This window comes from Vreelandella alkaliphila, assembly GCF_016107625.1.
Taxonomy (GTDB): Bacteria; Pseudomonadota; Gammaproteobacteria; order Pseudomonadales; family Halomonadaceae; genus Vreelandella; species Vreelandella alkaliphila.
In genome coordinates, this window is record NZ_JABASV010000016.1 from 46,860 (window position 1) to 62,702 (window position 15,843).

The following is a 15,843-nucleotide window of genomic DNA, read 5'->3' on the forward strand; positions in this document are numbered from 1 at the left end:
TTCGCCCTGTCGGCATTGGACTGGCGAGCCTGATGCTAAGCGGCTGCTTTTATGCCAATACATCGCAGGCTCCCATTGCGACTACCTATCCTTATAGTGAGCAGCAGCGCATGCAAGCGGCCCAGCACTGGGAAGTGCTAGCCCAACACGAAGCAGCAGGCATTCTTCGCAATGAACGGGTTCGCTTTAGGGATCTCCATATCCCAGCACAAGAGCATACGTCAGTTAGCGCCTATTACGGTGGCGAATTTGAACGTGGCTTTCGCACGCTATTAACAAGCGAACTGGTGTCACGCGGGGGAAGCGTGATGACGCAACCCAACACTGGCGGTGCCACCGTTCAAGTGGACGTAGAAGTTGTTGAGCATCGTGACCGCGGCTATATACGCCCACCGTTTGGTGCATACACCGCCCTTGCCGGTGGCGTGACCGTGGCTAGCATGGCACTAGGAAACTGGAGCGAGCCTGCGCTTGCATTAATTCCCGCTGCGATGGTGGCAGATACGACCAGCGGCAGTTGGACTTATGAGGGCAAAGAGGAGGTTATCATCACTACCCAGATCGTTGATAGTGAACGCATTCTCTACTCCTCTTCTAATATTTATTACATAAATGCTGGTGACCGACGTCACTATGCGCCAAATCGCGTTCCTCAAGCGCCTGCAACCCCAACTGTTTCTATCACCGATACTTGGTAATTACATGCTTTCACTCTCCCACTCTCTGTCTCCACTGCGCGGCTTAGCAGTTGGTGCACGTCTGCTTATCGTTGCGTTGTTTATGCTGTTTTTGGCTGGCTGCACTGCACTTGGCAATAACAATAGCATGCGAAATGCCGAGCCTCAGCCAGACCTTTCCGAACTAGCCCATGAAGCCGCCGCGCAAATGGTCGCCAGCAACCCAGACCTTACACGCCATAGCCCGATGATTGCGGCTACCTTTGTAAGTATTGATAACTTAAGCCAGTCGTCTACGTTTGGCCGTATTAGCTCTGAAATTATGGCGTCCGCCCTCGCACGGCAAGGCATGCAGGTACGCGAAGTCAAAATGCGTGACAGTATGTTTATTGAAGAAACCGTTGGCGAATTAATTTTATCCCGCCAAGTCCAACGTCTTAGCGCCCAGCACAACGCACGCTCGATACTGATGGGTACTTATGCACAAGGCCAGGACTATCTCTATGTGAGTGCACGGGTAGTTCGCGCTGGTGATGCGATGGTTCTTGGCAGCGCTGACTTTAAGCTGCCGCTGGATAATAACACCCGAAGCTTATTGGAAGGCCAAGGCGGCTGGTAATCGATTCACCTCTTGCCGCGACACGAATGAAAAGGATGAACATGCCCACCCGCACAAGCAAACCACTTATCGTGGCCACTAGTCGCTTGATAAAGCTATGCGCAAACATTACCAAGCTGCTTAGCTATATTTTTCATGCCGTGCTGCCGAACAAGCGCTTCACGCTGCCAGCCTATGCCGCGCCTTGGCTGGCACCTAAAAATGATTCGACTATTCCACGGATTATTTGGCAGACCAACTTCACTAATAGAGTGACCCTTCCGGTTTACCTGAACTACTTGTTTAATCGTCTCATGGCTCCTCGTTTCGAATATCGTTTCATGATTACCGAGGCGCGGAGTGACTTTATTAAAGAAAATTTCGACGACGCTCTATTCACCAGCTATTCAAAGTTACAAATTGGTGCGGCGCAGGCTGACTTTTGGCGCCTCATGGTGCTTTACAAATACGGCGGCGTTTATCTCGATATTGACGCACATGCCATCTGGCCGCTTGCCCGCGTTGTGCCTACCGATATTGACGAGCTCTACGTTACGACCCGCAAAGGTGAGCTGAGCAATTACTTCATCGCCAGCAAACCAGGCAACCCCAACCTACGCAGACTGATTGATCAAGTGCAGCAAAACATTGAAGAGAACACGCTCACCAATGTGTTTGAGCTCACAGGTCCTGGCGTATTTATTCAGCTATTAGATCAACGCACCGTACCCACGGTGTCGTATCGCCACGCCTGCAATCAAGGTAATTTCACGAACGAGCACTTCCAATACATTGATAAAAAAGCGGGCAAATGGACCAGAGAGCAGAAAAAAGTCAGCATCATTCGCCAAGAAGAGCCTTGATCTTCAGATCGACTTGATGCCAATAAAAAAGCGCTAACCATATAGGTTAGCGCTTTTTTTATCGTTTTTGCTTTATCCCTGTTTGCTTTGCCATGCCACTACTGTTCGGCCTGGCAAAGCGAGCCAATGTTACTTGTAAACAGGGAAGCGGCCACATACTTGGGCCACTTTATCGAGCACTTGGGCTTCGATTGAACTGGTGTCCTCACCTTTAGCAAGTATATCTAAGATGTCACAAATCCAACCGGCCAGTTGACTGCACTCATCTTCACCGAAACCACGGGTAGTAACGGCAGGCGTACCAATACGCAAACCAGAGGTCACGAATGGGCTTTGCGGATCGTTAGGCACCGCGTTTTTGTTCACAGTGATGTGAGCGCGGCCCAGAGCGGCGTCTGCATCTTTACCGGTCACGCCCTGCTTGATCAAAGACAGCAGGAACAGGTGATCTTCAGTACCACCAGACACGATATCGTAACCGCGGTCGATAAACACCTTGGCCATCGCCTGGGCGTTTTTAACCACCTGCTGCTGGTAAGCTTTGAATTCAGGCGCCATGGCTTCTTTGAAGCAGACTGCCTTGGCGGCAATAACATGCATCAACGGGCCGCCCTGGCCACCAGGGAAGACAGCAGACTGCAGCTTTTTCTCGATATCCGCATCGTTTTCAGCGGAGAGAATAACGCCGCTGCGTGGGCCACGCAGGGTTTTGTGTGTGGTAGATGTCACGACGTGAGCATGGGGCAGCGGGCTCGGGTAAACGCCTGCAGCAACCAAGCCAGACACGTGCGCCATATCAACCAGCAAGTAGGCACCTACTTCATCAGCGATCTCACGGAACTTAGCCCAATCGACAATTTGCGAGTAAGCAGAGAAGCCAGCAATGATCATTTTGGGCTTGTGCTCACGAGCAAGCTCAGCCACCTGATCATAATCAATCAAGCCCTGCTCGTTCAGCCCATACTGAATAGCATTATAGTGCTTGCCAGAGAAGTTAGGCTTGGCACCATGGGTTAAGTGACCACCGGCATCCAGGCTCATCCCCAAGATGGTGTCACCCGGCTTTACCAGCGCTTGGAAAACCGCGCTATTGGCCTGAGAACCAGAGTGAGGCTGAACATTCACGTAGGTCGCGCCGAACAGCTGCTTGGCATAGTCGATCGCAAGATTTTCAGCGATATCAACAAATTCACAGCCACCATAGTAGCGCTTACCTGGATAGCCTTCGGCGTATTTATTGGTCAGCTGGCTGCCTTGCGCTTCCAGTACGCGGGGGCTGGCGTAGTTTTCAGAAGCAATCAATTCAATGTGAGCTTCCTGGCGTGCAACTTCTTTTTGCATCGCGTCAAAAAGCACATCATCGAATCCGGCAATCGTCATATCGCGGCTGAACATCGGCGGGAACCTCGTTACAAAAGGATCATCATGGGGAAACTAGGGCGCTATCATAACGCAGCCTGACGCGACTTTCATCGCATCCGCGTCAGGTCGTGCATGAGCGTATTTCATGTTGATGTCGTCATCAAAAAACTGACTAACTGGTCAACCGCGCTACTTTAGCTCAAAGGTGAGCGTAAACCGCTCAGTACTCGCCATCGGGTTCATCATGAATTGGTTAAAAGTAAACGGATTGGGCAATGCGACATTGACCGTTAAGGCTTGGGAATGGCCAGCCATAATGTCGACCATCCCGGTCATTAATTTGGTTATTTGCGAGCCTAACAAGGGCTCAAGCTGACGAGCCTGCCTCAGCGCCATAGAGACTGCTTGCGCTTCGGTAATATTCTCGTGCGCGGCGATCTCGGTAGTTAATCGCGGCAGCAACCCTTCATCGGTATAAGCCACAACGACCTCACCACCATGCAACGTGGCGGATTCAAACAACGCAGGGTTTTGCATTGCCTGCTCAATGGAAACGCTTTTTGGCAAACTGATCGGCAAATCAAGGCTGTATTCAATTCCCGCAGCACTACTCAAGCGCACATAGCCATCAGCGATCAAGCGGTCGGTTTCCCCCTCTTCCGCCCAGCGGGAGTGACTGCGCCCGTCAGCCTGTAACTGACCACTTCCCCCTGTGAGTATTTTGTTAAAGGTTTCGAACTCTTGTCGTTGCTCGAGTGGCAATAAAGGCAGCAGCCCTCCAATATCAAAAAATGCGCCTTCGAAGCCTGCATCACCCACATAGGAATTGCCTTCTATCCAGGCGCTATCCAACGCTACACGCCAACCATCCCCGGACAGATTCATGCCATTCAACGCGGCATGTTCCACGCTCTCTTCTCCAGGCGTATCGATTCCGGTTAGCTGCTCAATGCGCAAATTAGCGAGCGCAAGAACCGAACTAATCCCACTTTCCAAGTCGTTAAAATCGGCACTGACGCCCTGCATATCGAACAAGCCAATGGCACTACTGCTGACCTCTTCAAGCATGAGCGTTTCAATGTGCAACTGCCCCTCAAGCGGGGGAGAGTCTAGCTCACTAAAAAACTCATCCGCTGCCTCACCCTGTAGGTTTAGCGTGATGTCACGCGCATTCAGCGCCTTCCATACCATGCCTGGCGCACTCATTTCATCAATCGACGGCACTGCTTGCGAAGCGTTAGGCAATTCAATGGAGGCAACGCTGAGAAAAGGCAATGAGTTACCTGCCTCGCTAATGGCCATACCGTCAATGACTACATTGTCTGGACGATGATAGTCACCCTCAACGAGGTAACGTTCGATAGTAAACACATCGCCATTCGCATAAGTGATAGCAATATGTTCAGCGACAATAGCGTCAGGCTGCTCATACACTTGGGCAACTGTGAATGCGCTCGACTCACTACCTAGCCGCTCACGAAGCTCTGCTTCAAGCTGCTGAGGTGAAGCATTCACCGCACCGGAAAGTAGCAGCAACAAAACCCCAGCAGTAAGCTGGCGATGACCTACAGACACAGACATGTCATGACCTCCTTGTGAGAAGCGCTAAGCATAGCACTTGGCAAAGTTTTGTTAAGCCTCACCAAGCAACCCCAAGCTCGCCGCAGGCGCTTGACGCCGCAGGCTATAAGAAAGGGCATGTCCGATAATGCCAATCAGTAATGCGCCCCCTAAGGGTAGAACTAGCCATAAGCTCACATGCAGGCGCGGTGTTAAATCAAGCCAATAGAGATAAAGCGCGGCAGTGGCAAACTCTGCAAGGAAGGCCCCCATCAAACCGCTGGCAAAACCGAGCAGCGCATATTCAGCACCTTGTACCCGTGAAATCATTCGGTTACCTGCACCAAATACACGCAGCAAGCCGCTCTCATGGGCGCGTACCGGTCGACTAGCCGTCAGTGCTGCATAAAGCACACTAACGCCAGCCATCAGAACCAGAATAAGCACTAGCTCTACCGCTCGGGTGACCTGGGTAAGCACCTCGCGCACTTGGCCTAAGATGGCATCCACGTTGAGCAGTGATACGCCTGGAAAATCATTAACTAATTGTCGGATTAAGCTCTGCTCTTGTTCTGGCAAGTGAAACGCGGTGATAAAACTATGGCCAAACGATTCAAGCACGCCCGGTGGAAAAATAACGAAGAAATTTGGGTTAAAACTATCCCAGTTAAGGCTGCGCAGGCTCTCAATACGGGTAGTGATCGTATCACCGCCGACGGAGAACGTTAGCTCGTCGCCTAACCCAAGGCCAAGGCGCTCTGCTAGTCCATCTTCCACGGAGATGGGCACAACGTTAGAAGCTTCCTGAGGCGTGGCCTCCACCTCACTCATCCATCCCTGAGGCCCACGCGGTTGTGAAAACCACTCTCCGGCGACGACCTGATTACCTTCGGGCAGCGCTGATTGCCAGGTAAGATTCAGTTCACGGCGCAGCGAGTTATCGCCTCTGGCATCAGGAGGAACGGCTTCTATCGGCGGCTGACCGTTAATAGCACTGATTCTTCCGCGCACCATTGGGTATAGAGTGCTTTGAGTCTCCACCCGCGGAGCAACCGCATCTTCGAAAGCATCTCGCTCACTGGGCTGAATATTGATAGCAAAGTAATTAGGGGTATTCGCCGGCAACTGATCCTGCCAGGTGGACAATAAATCCCCCCGCACTAGTACGATCATCGCCATCGCAAAAAACGTGACCGAAAACGCCAGCAGTTGTCCAAGCCCTGCTTGCTTTCGACGGGCCAGCTGCCTGCCGCCCAACCGAAACGCTTGGCCCCACTCACTTCCACCGGAAAGCCGTTGAACAGCTTTCAACAGGCCGTTTAGCAACAGCGTGCTAGCCATCCATAGAAGCCCTAACAGGGCCGCACCGCCAATGAGTAGCGCCAGTGCAAGCGAAAAACTACCTGAGTAAAGCCACAACAGGCCACCAAACACTAGACTCGCCACTCCCACTACTAACCAAGCAGACGGCGGTAGTGGGTCAAGCTCACGACGCAACACTTTCAGCGCACTGACACGCTTAATGCGTAACAGTGTGGGGCCAGCAAAACCAACCAGTACCGCAAGCGCAGTAAAAATGCCCAGCCAGAGCGGCATAATGCCGGGGGGTGGTAAAGTCATAGGCAGAAAACTTGTTAACAGCCAAAGCAGCACAGCCTGACCAATAAGCCCTAACAGCGCGCCAATAATTGCGGCCATCAGTGCGAGTCCCATTAGTTGCAGGGTAAAAATAGTCACCAGTTGATATTGACTAGCGCCGAAGCAGCGCAGCAACGCCGCGGTGTCCAGATGGCGTTCAACGTAACGACGAGTCGACATAGCCACCGCGACGCCCGCTAATAATACCGCCGCCAATCCGGCAAGCCCAAGATAACTCTCAGCGCGTTGAAGCGCGTTGCCTAACTGAGGACGGTCAACACGTACATCACGTACGTCTACCCCATTACGTTTTAGTTCGGCCAGCAAGCCCTGTACTTGCTCCAGTGCTGTAGGAGGCCCAGCAGCAAGCAGTTCAAACTCGAGCCGTGACCCTAACTGCACCAATCCTGTTGCTTCCAAGTCGGCGGTATTAAGCATTAAACGAGGATTAAAATTACTAAAACCAGCTGACTGATCCGCCTCGCGCTCGATAATCCCACTAATAAGCAGTTCTGCTTGGCCTACTTGAACACGGTCGCCTATCGCAATGTCAATCAGCTGCGCTAACCGTGGGTCTGCCCAGGCTTCCCCAGGCGGTGGGCCTGATGCAATCTGCTCAACCCCGTCCCCACGATCCACATGGGAAACGCCATAGTGAGGATAGACATCATCCACCGCTTTCAAGCTAGCTGGCTGGAAGCGCTCACCACGACTAATCATTGACACTAGATCAACCTGATCACTCAGCGTAAACCCCGCTTGCTCTAGCGTGGTGCGTAGCTCCTCAGAGAATGGCTCGCGCTGCTCAAGAACTAAGTCGCCACCCAGCATCTGACCTGCTTGGCGCTCTAACCCACGCTCCAGGCGATCTAAAAAAAAGGCGATCATGGTAGAAGCGGCAACGGCCAACACCAGCGCGACAAACAGTGCGCGAACATCAGCCGCGCGTAAGTCACGTTTCAAACTACGTGCCGCAAGCCGCCAGTTTATATCACTCATCGCCACCCCCGTTTACAGCAGCGGTTGGTTCAAACGGCATTAACTGCCCGTTAGCCAGGCGTAAACATCGGTCGCAGCGGCGTGCAAGTGCGTGGTCGTGGGTCACTAAAATTAGCGTCGTGCCTGCTTCACGGTTTAGCGTGAAGAGCAAGTCAATAATCTGTGCCCCCGTATCAGGGTCAAGGTTACCGGTTGGTTCGTCGGCAAAGACTAGCTCAGGGTCGGTAACGAATGCGCGTGCAATGGCAACGCGCTGCTGCTCACCTCCCGAAAGCTGCTTAGGCAGATGTTCTGTGCGCTCACCAAGCCCGACTCGCTCAAGCCATTGAGCCGCGGCCTGAGTTTCTCCTGCTCGGGGAGACAGCTCTAACGGCAATAGCACATTTTCCAATGCACTTAACGTCGGTAGCAGCTGAAAGTTTTGAAATACAAAACCGACTCTTCCAGCCCGCAACGCAGCACGCCCATCTTCATCCATTTGGCTTAGCGGCTGGCCAAATAGCGTGAGTTCACCATCACTGGGCGTATCCAACCCTGCCAACAGCCCTAGCAAGGTCGACTTACCAGCACCGCTTTTACCAAGAATGGCAACACTTTCTCCCGCTGCCACGCTAAGCGCAAGGTCGTGTAAGATAGTTAGCGAACGTTCACCGCTTTTCACCTGTTTAGAAAGTTTCTCAGCATGAAGTACTGGCTGGTGAGCTTGCTTGTGAGGAACCTTGCTGGCGGTGATGGTGTCGGTGGTGGGCTGATGCGAAGAGGCAATATCGGTTGGCAAATTAGTTGTTGGGTTCAAGTTGGCTTGTGGATCAGAGGAGTAAGACATGAAGCATGGCATCCCTGTAGCGTGGCAAAGACTGAACCGCATGGTAACCGGAGGGTTGCTGGCACTGATAGTCATCTTTAGCGCGCCGGCACTCAACGCCGACCAACCCCCAACACTTTTAGTCATGGGCGATAGTCTTAGTGCCGCCTATGGTATAGAGCAAGAACGGGGCTGGGTCACGTTATTGGCTGAGCGGCTAGAAGGTGAAGCCCAGGTTATAAATGCCAGTATCAGCGGTGAAACGACGTCCGGCGGTGCACAACGATTGGCTAACATCATCGGACAGCGACAGCCTGATATCGTTCTGTTAGAGCTCGGTGGCAACGATGGGTTACGCGGCCTTCCGCCTACTCAAATGCGTTCCAATCTAGCTAGTATGATTGAACAAAGCCAACAGGCAGGTGCTGACGTACTGCTTCTCGGCATTGATATTCCGCCCAACTATGGCCAAGCCTACCGTGATGCCTTCACAGGCGTTTTCCATTCGTTAGCTGATGAGTATGACGTGTCTCTCGTCCCTTTCTTGTTGGAAGACGTAGCACTTAACGAACAACTGATGCAAGACGACGGCATTCACCCCACCGCCGAGGCTCAGCCAATTATTTTAGACAACGTTTGGCCAGCACTGGAACCACTGCTCGACAGCGTGTTTCAAGCATCCGCCAAATGAGGTGACGACAGTCCTCCCTCCGCGTTTAAAGCTAGTACTTTCTAATGAGAAGATATTACTGAGGAGATAGTGCACTTCAACGCAGTAGCTTGTAGGCTTAACGCTTATTAACTATTACTCATGGCGTTTATGCCTGCCTCCTCTCGCTCCCAACTTAAGCAACTTTCGCGTCGACAGTTTTTAGCTACTGTCGGCGCTGTTGTGCTGAGCTCAGGATTAGGTTTTCACGCCTCGCCTGCAACAGCCTTCAACCCCCAACGATTACGGCAGAGCATGCAACAACAGTATGGCCAAAGCGGTCTTGCTGTTTTAGAAGAGTGGTTTGCCATGCTGGAGCGTTTGCGTGGGCAAGAGGTGCAAATGCAACTTCGCGAGGTCAACGACTTCTTTAATCGCCGAGTACGTTGGATTGATGATATCCACGTATGGGGACAAGAGGACTACTGGGCGACGCCATTAGAGGCCATGGGTAAAGCACAAGGCGACTGCGAAGATTACTCCATTGCCAAGTACATCACCCTGAAGCAACTAGGTGTTCCCGGTGAACGCCTGCGCATGATTTATGTTCGGGCACGCATTGGCCGCAGCCAGATCACCCAGGCACATATGGTACTTGGCTACTACTCAACGCCCAGTGCCGAGCCGTTAGTACTTGATAATATTGCGCCTTCTATTACCCCTGCTTCTCAGCGCACTGACCTAGACCCAGTATTCAGTTTTAATAGCGATGGGTTATGGGCTGGTAGCACAACGCAATCACGTGCCGACCCGTTAGCGCGACTATCACGCTGGCGCAATGTCGTTGAACGGATGCAATCACAAGGTTTTATTTAAGAGGATTAAGCACTATGTCGCTGATTAAACAGCTCTGGCTGGCCATTATTGCGCTACTGTTGCTTTCGTTTATCGGCAGCCTTGCGATCAGCATCACTTCGAGCCGTGACTATATCGAGCAGGAAGTGCGCATTAAAAACGAAGACAATGCAACGGCATTGGCACTTTCCATGAGCCAGCTCGATAAGGACGTGGTAACACTAGAACTGTTAATCTCCGCACAGTTTGATACTGGCTATTATCGCCGCATTACCCTGCGAGACACCGAGGGCCAGGTGCTCATTGAGCGTTCGGCCAACGAATATAGTGGCGATGTACCCGCCTGGTTCCGCAACGTTATTCGCTTTGATGTGCCGATTGGCACGGCAACGATTCAAGACGGCTGGCGGCAATTCGGTACGCTTGAACTCGAAAGCCAGCACAGTTTCGCCTATACCTCTTTGTGGCGCATTATGCTTGAGCTTGCAGGCTGGTTCTTGCTGGCCGGCGCTATCAGTCTCGCCATTGCCACCGTTGTGGTGCGCGGTATCAAGCATCCTCTGGTACGGGTTGTCGCCCAGGCAAAAGATATCAGCGCCCGACGCTTTACCACCATTAAAGAACCCCGCACGTTAGAGCTACGCGAAGTGGCCCAAGCAATGAACGTTCTGTCTGCTAGTGTGCACCAAATGCTCAGCCAGGAAAGCCAAAAACTGGATGAGCTACGTCGCCACCTGCAACACGATCGTGTCACAGGGGCGCTCAATCGCGATGTGTTTATGAGCCGTTTATCATCGTTACTGGGGAGTGAAGATGCCCGTGCCACGGGGCTGATGATAATGACCAGAGTGGAGTCGCTTGAAATCCTCAATGAACAGCTAGGCCACCAAGCTACTGATCAGTTACTCAGTGAGTTAGTGACACAACTCTCTCAGTTGGCCCCCACGCCAGAAGAAGCACTGGTTGGGCGATTAAACGGTAGTGATTTTATCCTCATGCTGCCTTTAGAAGCAGAGGCTAGCGCACTCATACCGCGTCTTCGTCAAGCACTTGATAGCATCGCGCTCAAGGCGCCCAATATCGGCATGCGTTTACCAACCGCTGTGGTTGCCTACACACCTCATGATGATCGAGGTGGTTTATTGGCTACGTTAGACGACGCCCTTGCCGAAGCCGAAAGTGCGAGCGCCCACACCACAGTTGCTATACGAGAGCATCAGCATAACTCTCTCTTTGGCAATCATGCCGAATGGCGTTCGGCGCTAAATGCCGCGATTGCGCTGGGCCCCCAGCTCGCTTATTTCCCAGTTATTGATGCCCACCACGACGTACTACATTACGAATGTCCTGCTCGCCTAGAGCTTGCCAATCACTGGCAAACAGCTGGCACGTTTATTCCCTGGATCTCGCGCTTTAACTTAGAGCCCGCGCTCGATATTGCCGTGGTTAAGAAAGCCCTTGAGCAACTCGCTTACAGTCCAGCGCACGCCATTGGCATTAATCTTTCAATTGCCTCAATTACTAATGCTGAGTTTGTTATTGAGCTAAGAATGTTGCTCGAAAAACAACCGCAACTTGCCAAACAGCTGTGCTTCGAAGTGCCCGCTATGTTGAACAGTCACGCTATTGGTAGCCTTCGCGGCTTATGTGCCGCGCTAAGGCCATTAGGTTGTCAGTTTGGAATTGAACATGTCGGGGCAGAATTCACCAAACTTGCCGATTTACACGACATCGGGCTTGCCTATCTAAAAATAGACAGCAGCTTGATTGGAGGGATTCATACCTCTCACGAACAGCAAACCATCGTGCGAGGTATGGCCACGCTATGCCACTCCCTTGGCATTCAGGTGATCGCAGAAGGGGTGACTGAACAAGCTGAATTGGAAAGCCTCTTCAGCGTAGGCGTTGACGGAGCTACCGGCCCAGGCGTACGCGCATAAGCACCTTCGATAAGGAAGCCATGAACAACAAGGCGTTACAGAGTAACGCCTTGTTAGATAATACCGCCATCATCACTAATCAAATTGACATCATTCTTCGCACGCAACGATTTACGTTCCATGATTTTACTCTGCGCCGCCGAAGGCAAGTCAGTAAAACTAAGCACGCCCTTCTCTAGCAGCACTTCCAGCATATCTTCCACCACCCGCACAAAAGCCAAGTCGGATGCAATAAACTGCGCCGACTGCCCCGTTTGCTCTGCTAAAAAAGCAAACACTTCGGGTGAATCATCATTGATAGTGTCATTACACTCAGGCGATGGCTCTTTGCTGAGCATCACAATCTCCCCTTGGGCGTTGCGTTTGATGTAAAGCATAGCGGCTACCTCTGTAAGTAAAAGCGCTTAAGTGTAGCTAAACGTAATTCGGCATTGAATACAACAAGGCCGCCCAGTGGGCGGCCTGTTGGGGTAGGTAAAGGTTATTCGATATCTAGCTTTCCATTTTGGATCATATGGAGGATTACATCCTGTGATCCGCCACCACCAAAGTCAGAGAAGCTCTTACCCTCTAAACGAATAACTTGATCAGCATTCTCTTTATCGCCTGCCAAGCCCCCTTCAGAGTTGACATACAGCACTGTATCACCGCTGTCTTCTTCCGCGACAATATAGGCATCTAGCGAGTCACCGTTTTCATAATCCAATAACTCACCAATATCCAGTTTATCGCCTTCACCCGCGTTGAAGTCCATCACTGTATCTATGGCAGGATTATCCGCAGTGCCCTGGTCATTTAACTCCCACTTGAAGGTGTCAGCGCCTAGGCCACCTAAGAGCAGATCGTTACCTTCGCCACCAACCAGCAGATCATCACCACCTTGACCGTAAAGAATGTCTTCGCCTTTACCACCATACAGCTCATCATTTCCGCCGCGTGTATCGCCCTCAACGTTGAGCTCAGCATGACCGGCCTTGATGTAGTCATACAACTGCTGTTCGGTCGGTTCTGCCCCACCATTACTGACCTTCAGGAACTCGATTAGGGCTTTCATACCTGAACCATCTGGCAATTCACGCCCTTCCCAGTCAAGGGCATCGGTGTTAATGGCATCACCAAATATAATATCGTTGCCATCGCCACCGTTTATAACATCATCGCCCAACTCGGCCAGCTCGGTGTTAGTGGAACCATTTACTAGGGCAGCATTTAGCTCATCGGCACTATTAACAATATTTACTTCGCCTTGCGGCACATAAGGCGTGAGTTTTATGTCGTCGATAAGGAGTCTTGCATTACCAGTCCAGGACTCATTGGTCTCATCATTTACAGTATACGCAATACGGTAAGTACCTTGCTCTAACGCGCCGCTCGCAGCTGAGCTCCAATTATATGAGTAACCTAACCCCCCCCCCTGATTTTCAACATCAGTCCAGCTGTTACCATCCAGCTTTTGCAGTTTCCACGCTGCACTATCATTAGACCAAATATCAGCATGGTATCTAAAAGAAACACCAGCAAATTTATCTGCTCCAACATCAAACTGGGGGGTAGCAACTGTATAAGCAGTATTATTCACCGACGTATCACTAATTTCCATGTAGCGATTCGCGCTTCCTTCTCGGCTCAACGTGCCGCCTGATGAAGGCTTGCTCCAGCTGTTGGCATTATTCCAACCACTGTTGTTACTAAAATCGGCTAATACCTCCTCCGGAATCCCGTAAGGTGCTTTAACTAAGCTCACCTTTTCCGTGTTATCGAAGTATTTAAGATTATTAACGGTAACGCCATCGCCAATACCAATGGCATGTACCGAGCTTACCCCGCTTAATGAACTAAAGGCTTCGATTGCATCCCGCATGTCCTTCGCGTCTGTGACATTTCCTCTGCCATTGTCACCACTATTACTGAATGTTGGATCGCCATCCGTCAGGAAGTAGGTTAAATTTTTATAACCATCACTCTCGCCTGGTTGCACCGCAAACCAGTTAGAAGCCTCAATGAATGCTCCCTCGTAATTAGTACCACCAAGACCTTGTAAACCCTCGGTTTTGGTACGGCCAATTGCAGCCAACAGCTCGTCAATATTGTGCTCTGTCAGATTCTGAATATTCGCTTTCAGCTCAATATTTGTCTCAAAAGCAATCAGTGAAACATTAATGTCTCCATCATGATCTTTAAGCTGTTCAGCAAGCTGCAACAGCGAGTCCTTAACCAATTTCATTCTGGAAGCAGAGTAAACACTGTCATTAATCCCATCAGGATTATTGTTAACACTGCCCTGTCCATTCAAGTCATACTGCATAGAACCTGACGTATCGACAATAAGCGCGACATTGTAGTTTTTTCCAGGCTGAACATTAACATCCGCCCCGCCTTCATCAGCCACAATTATGTCGTCGCCTTGACCACCTTCAACGGTGTTATCACCGTTATTGCCGGTCTCAAGCCCACCTTTATACAGAGTAAGGCTAGTGGGAACGTCTACTTTCTCGAAGTTACCATTAACTTCGATAACTTCGGCAGTAAGATCAGTGTCACCATCTGTTGTAACACTAACCGACCCCTTACCGTTCATATCCAATTTGACTACGTGTTCCTGACCATCAATTAATACTATTGCTGTCGGGAAGTCATCGCCAGTGAAGGTATATTGACTTGGATCTGGGCGATTAGAAGTCTCGATATCAAAGGTAACATCCGACGGACCATTGATACTGGTCGCCTCACCATTCATTACTTCTTTGTAGGCAATCGAGTGAACCAAATAGTCATCATCAAAACCAACTGCAGTGAACTCGGCTCTGCTAAACGTTTCTTCACTTCCAGGCTTGAAGGTATATGAGTTATCAACCCGATCAGACCCACCTGGTGCACGCTCACTTTTCGTGAAGTTGCCAGCTGCATCGTAGTAAGTCACTAAAGCATCCGTTGACGTGCCACCACCCGATACAACTGCCGAGCCAACAAAGTTTCCATCCTCATCAAAGAATTCAACCTTGGCTTTTTCGTTGTTGTTTCTCCAAGCGAACTGAACATCAAAGCTTTTCACTTCGTTATTAAAGTCAACGACGATAGCTTCACTTCCAACACCAGTAACATAGCCAAGCTCGGAGTCAGCGGCACCACCAGAAGTCCTGCCAGCCACGCCAAACCCGTCATGGTTTGTGTTGATAACTTTTGTCAGCGTTCCTAACTCACCATTCGCTTTATAAGCAGTCACGGTGAAGCTATCAGTGTTATCAACATTACCAACATTGATCACAGAGGTTTTAGTCACAGTGGCATTAATACTGACGGTGGTGACGTCGTTGTCGTCAACCGTGGCCACCGTGGCGGTGCTGGTGGTGTCCAGGGCTTCGTAGTTGCCACCCTCGGTGCCGGTGATGCTCAGGGTCTGGCTCTGCTCGCCTTGCTGGAAGACGTCGTCTTCACGGCTGGCGAACGTGACGCTGCCTTCGGTGGCACCGGCGGCAATGACGATCTGCTCGCCGTTGGAGAGCGTGATGGTCAGCTCGGTGGCCGGGGCGTTGTCCACGCGGGCGGTGACGGTGATGTCCTCGCCTTCGGTGACGGTGTCCGGGGCCTCCAGGGTGATCGTGGTGACGTCGTTGTCGTCAACCGTGGCCACCGTGGCGGTGCTGGTGGTGTCCAGGGCTTCGTAGTTGCCACCCTCGGTGCCGGTGATGCTCAGGGTCTGGCTCTGCTCGCCTTGCTGGAAGACGTCGTCTTCACGGCTGGCGAACGTGACGCTGCCTTCGGTGGCACCGGCGGCAATGACGATCTGCTCGCCGTTGGAGAGCGTGATGGTCAGCTCGGTGGCCGGGGCGTTGTCCACGCGGGCGGTGACGGTGATGTCCTCGCCTTCGGTGACGGTGTCCGGGGCCTCCAGGGTGA

General features: G+C 51.5%; 12 protein-coding genes. 6 read left to right on the top strand and 6 right to left on the bottom strand.

Annotated features, from left to right (window positions below; all coding sequences use genetic code 11):
- Positions 1 to 32: 32 nt before the first annotated feature.
- Genes JFC11_RS17500 through JFC11_RS17510 form a run of 3 tightly spaced genes read left to right on the top strand, consistent with a single transcriptional unit; the run spans position 33 to position 2,138 of the window.
- A complete protein-coding gene (locus JFC11_RS17500) occupies positions 33 to 698 on the top strand; it encodes a hypothetical protein (RefSeq protein WP_232482962.1) in 666 nt (221 codons plus the stop codon).
- A gap of 4 nt (positions 699 to 702) precedes the next feature.
- A complete protein-coding gene (locus JFC11_RS17505) occupies positions 703 to 1,296 on the top strand; it encodes a FlgO family outer membrane protein (RefSeq protein ID WP_038486114.1) in 594 nt (197 codons plus the stop codon).
- A gap of 41 nt (positions 1,297 to 1,337) precedes the next feature.
- Complete coding sequence (locus JFC11_RS17510) at positions 1,338 to 2,138, top strand: glycosyltransferase family 32 protein (protein WP_120386630.1); 801 nt, start codon at positions 1,338 to 1,340, stop codon at positions 2,136 to 2,138.
- A gap of 129 nt (positions 2,139 to 2,267) precedes the next feature.
- Here the strand turns inward: JFC11_RS17510 and glyA are convergent, their stop codons facing one another.
- The 4 genes from glyA to JFC11_RS17530 all read right to left on the bottom strand — a co-directional run bounded on the left by glyA (position 2,268) and on the right by JFC11_RS17530 (position 8,523).
- The gene (glyA, locus tag JFC11_RS17515; RefSeq protein ID WP_038486120.1) at positions 2,268 to 3,533 is read right to left on the bottom strand and encodes a serine hydroxymethyltransferase; all 1,266 of its coding nucleotides are present in this window, start codon (positions 3,531 to 3,533) and stop codon (positions 2,268 to 2,270) included.
- Between the two features lie 156 nt (positions 3,534 to 3,689).
- Positions 3,690 to 5,081 carry a hypothetical protein gene (locus JFC11_RS17520; protein WP_198350160.1) on the bottom strand — a complete coding sequence of 464 codons (1,392 nt, stop codon included), beginning with the start codon at positions 5,079 to 5,081 and terminating at the stop codon, positions 3,690 to 3,692.
- Between the two features lie 51 nt (positions 5,082 to 5,132).
- Positions 5,133 to 7,697 carry an ABC transporter permease gene (locus tag JFC11_RS17525; RefSeq protein WP_198350161.1) on the bottom strand — a complete coding sequence of 855 codons (2,565 nt, stop codon included), beginning with the start codon at positions 7,695 to 7,697 and terminating at the stop codon, positions 5,133 to 5,135.
- Positions 7,690 to 8,523, bottom strand: a complete 834-nt coding sequence (locus JFC11_RS17530) for an ABC transporter ATP-binding protein (protein ID WP_198350162.1) — start codon at positions 8,521 to 8,523, stop codon at positions 7,690 to 7,692. Before JFC11_RS17530 ends, JFC11_RS17525 begins: the two co-directional genes overlap by 8 nt.
- Between JFC11_RS17530 and JFC11_RS17535 the strand changes: the two genes are divergently transcribed.
- From JFC11_RS17535 to JFC11_RS17545, 3 genes are all read left to right on the top strand, one after another.
- Positions 8,522 to 9,193: an arylesterase gene (locus tag JFC11_RS17535; protein WP_198350163.1), complete on the top strand. Its 672-nt coding sequence runs from the start codon at positions 8,522 to 8,524 to the stop codon at positions 9,191 to 9,193. The two genes, JFC11_RS17530 and JFC11_RS17535, sit on opposite strands and share 2 nt — an antisense overlap.
- Before the next feature lie 120 nt (positions 9,194 to 9,313).
- Positions 9,314 to 10,027, top strand: a complete 714-nt coding sequence (locus tag JFC11_RS17540) for a transglutaminase-like cysteine peptidase (RefSeq protein ID WP_198350164.1) — start codon at positions 9,314 to 9,316, stop codon at positions 10,025 to 10,027.
- Positions 10,028 to 10,041: 14 nt separating this feature from the next.
- Positions 10,042 to 11,946 (top strand): EAL domain-containing protein, encoded by a 1,905-nt coding sequence (locus JFC11_RS17545; protein WP_198350165.1) that lies wholly within the window; start codon positions 10,042 to 10,044, stop codon positions 11,944 to 11,946.
- Positions 11,947 to 11,999: 53 nt separating this feature from the next.
- On the opposite strand, the gene JFC11_RS17550 is transcribed toward JFC11_RS17545, so the two are convergent.
- Both JFC11_RS17550 and JFC11_RS17555 read right to left on the bottom strand, forming a co-directional pair.
- The gene (locus JFC11_RS17550; RefSeq protein WP_038476863.1) at positions 12,000 to 12,323 is read right to left on the bottom strand and encodes a hypothetical protein; all 324 of its coding nucleotides are present in this window, start codon (positions 12,321 to 12,323) and stop codon (positions 12,000 to 12,002) included.
- Positions 12,324 to 12,427: 104 nt separating this feature from the next.
- Positions 12,428 to 15,843, bottom strand: a 3,416-nt coding sequence (locus JFC11_RS17555) for an immunoglobulin-like domain-containing protein (RefSeq protein ID WP_332838108.1), incomplete at its 5' end; no start/stop codon positions are given.

Bases quoted from the DNA above. Each gene is read 5' to 3' on its own strand.
- JFC11_RS17525 (WP_198350161.1), bottom strand. From the start codon at position 7,697: ATGAGTGATATAAACTGGCGGCTTGCGGCACGTAGTTTGAAACGTGAC.
- JFC11_RS17550 (WP_038476863.1), bottom strand. From the start codon at position 12,323: ATGCTTTACATCAAACGCAACGCCCAAGGGGAGATTGTGATGCTCAGC.
- JFC11_RS17545 (WP_198350165.1), top strand. From the start codon at position 10,042: ATGTCGCTGATTAAACAGCTCTGGCTGGCCATTATTGCGCTACTGTTG.
- JFC11_RS17530 (WP_198350162.1), bottom strand. From the start codon at position 8,523: ATGTCTTACTCCTCTGATCCACAAGCCAACTTGAACCCAACAACTAAT.
- JFC11_RS17505 (WP_038486114.1), top strand. From the start codon at position 703: ATGCTTTCACTCTCCCACTCTCTGTCTCCACTGCGCGGCTTAGCAGTT.
- JFC11_RS17520 (WP_198350160.1), bottom strand. From the start codon at position 5,081: ATGTCTGTGTCTGTAGGTCATCGCCAGCTTACTGCTGGGGTTTTGTTG.
- JFC11_RS17535 (WP_198350163.1), top strand. From the start codon at position 8,522: ATGAAGCATGGCATCCCTGTAGCGTGGCAAAGACTGAACCGCATGGTA.
- JFC11_RS17510 (WP_120386630.1), top strand. From the start codon at position 1,338: ATGCCCACCCGCACAAGCAAACCACTTATCGTGGCCACTAGTCGCTTG.
- JFC11_RS17540 (WP_198350164.1), top strand. From the start codon at position 9,314: ATGGCGTTTATGCCTGCCTCCTCTCGCTCCCAACTTAAGCAACTTTCG.
- glyA (WP_038486120.1), bottom strand. From the start codon at position 3,533: ATGTTCAGCCGCGATATGACGATTGCCGGATTCGATGATGTGCTTTTT.
- JFC11_RS17500 (WP_232482962.1), top strand. From the start codon at position 33: ATGCTAAGCGGCTGCTTTTATGCCAATACATCGCAGGCTCCCATTGCG.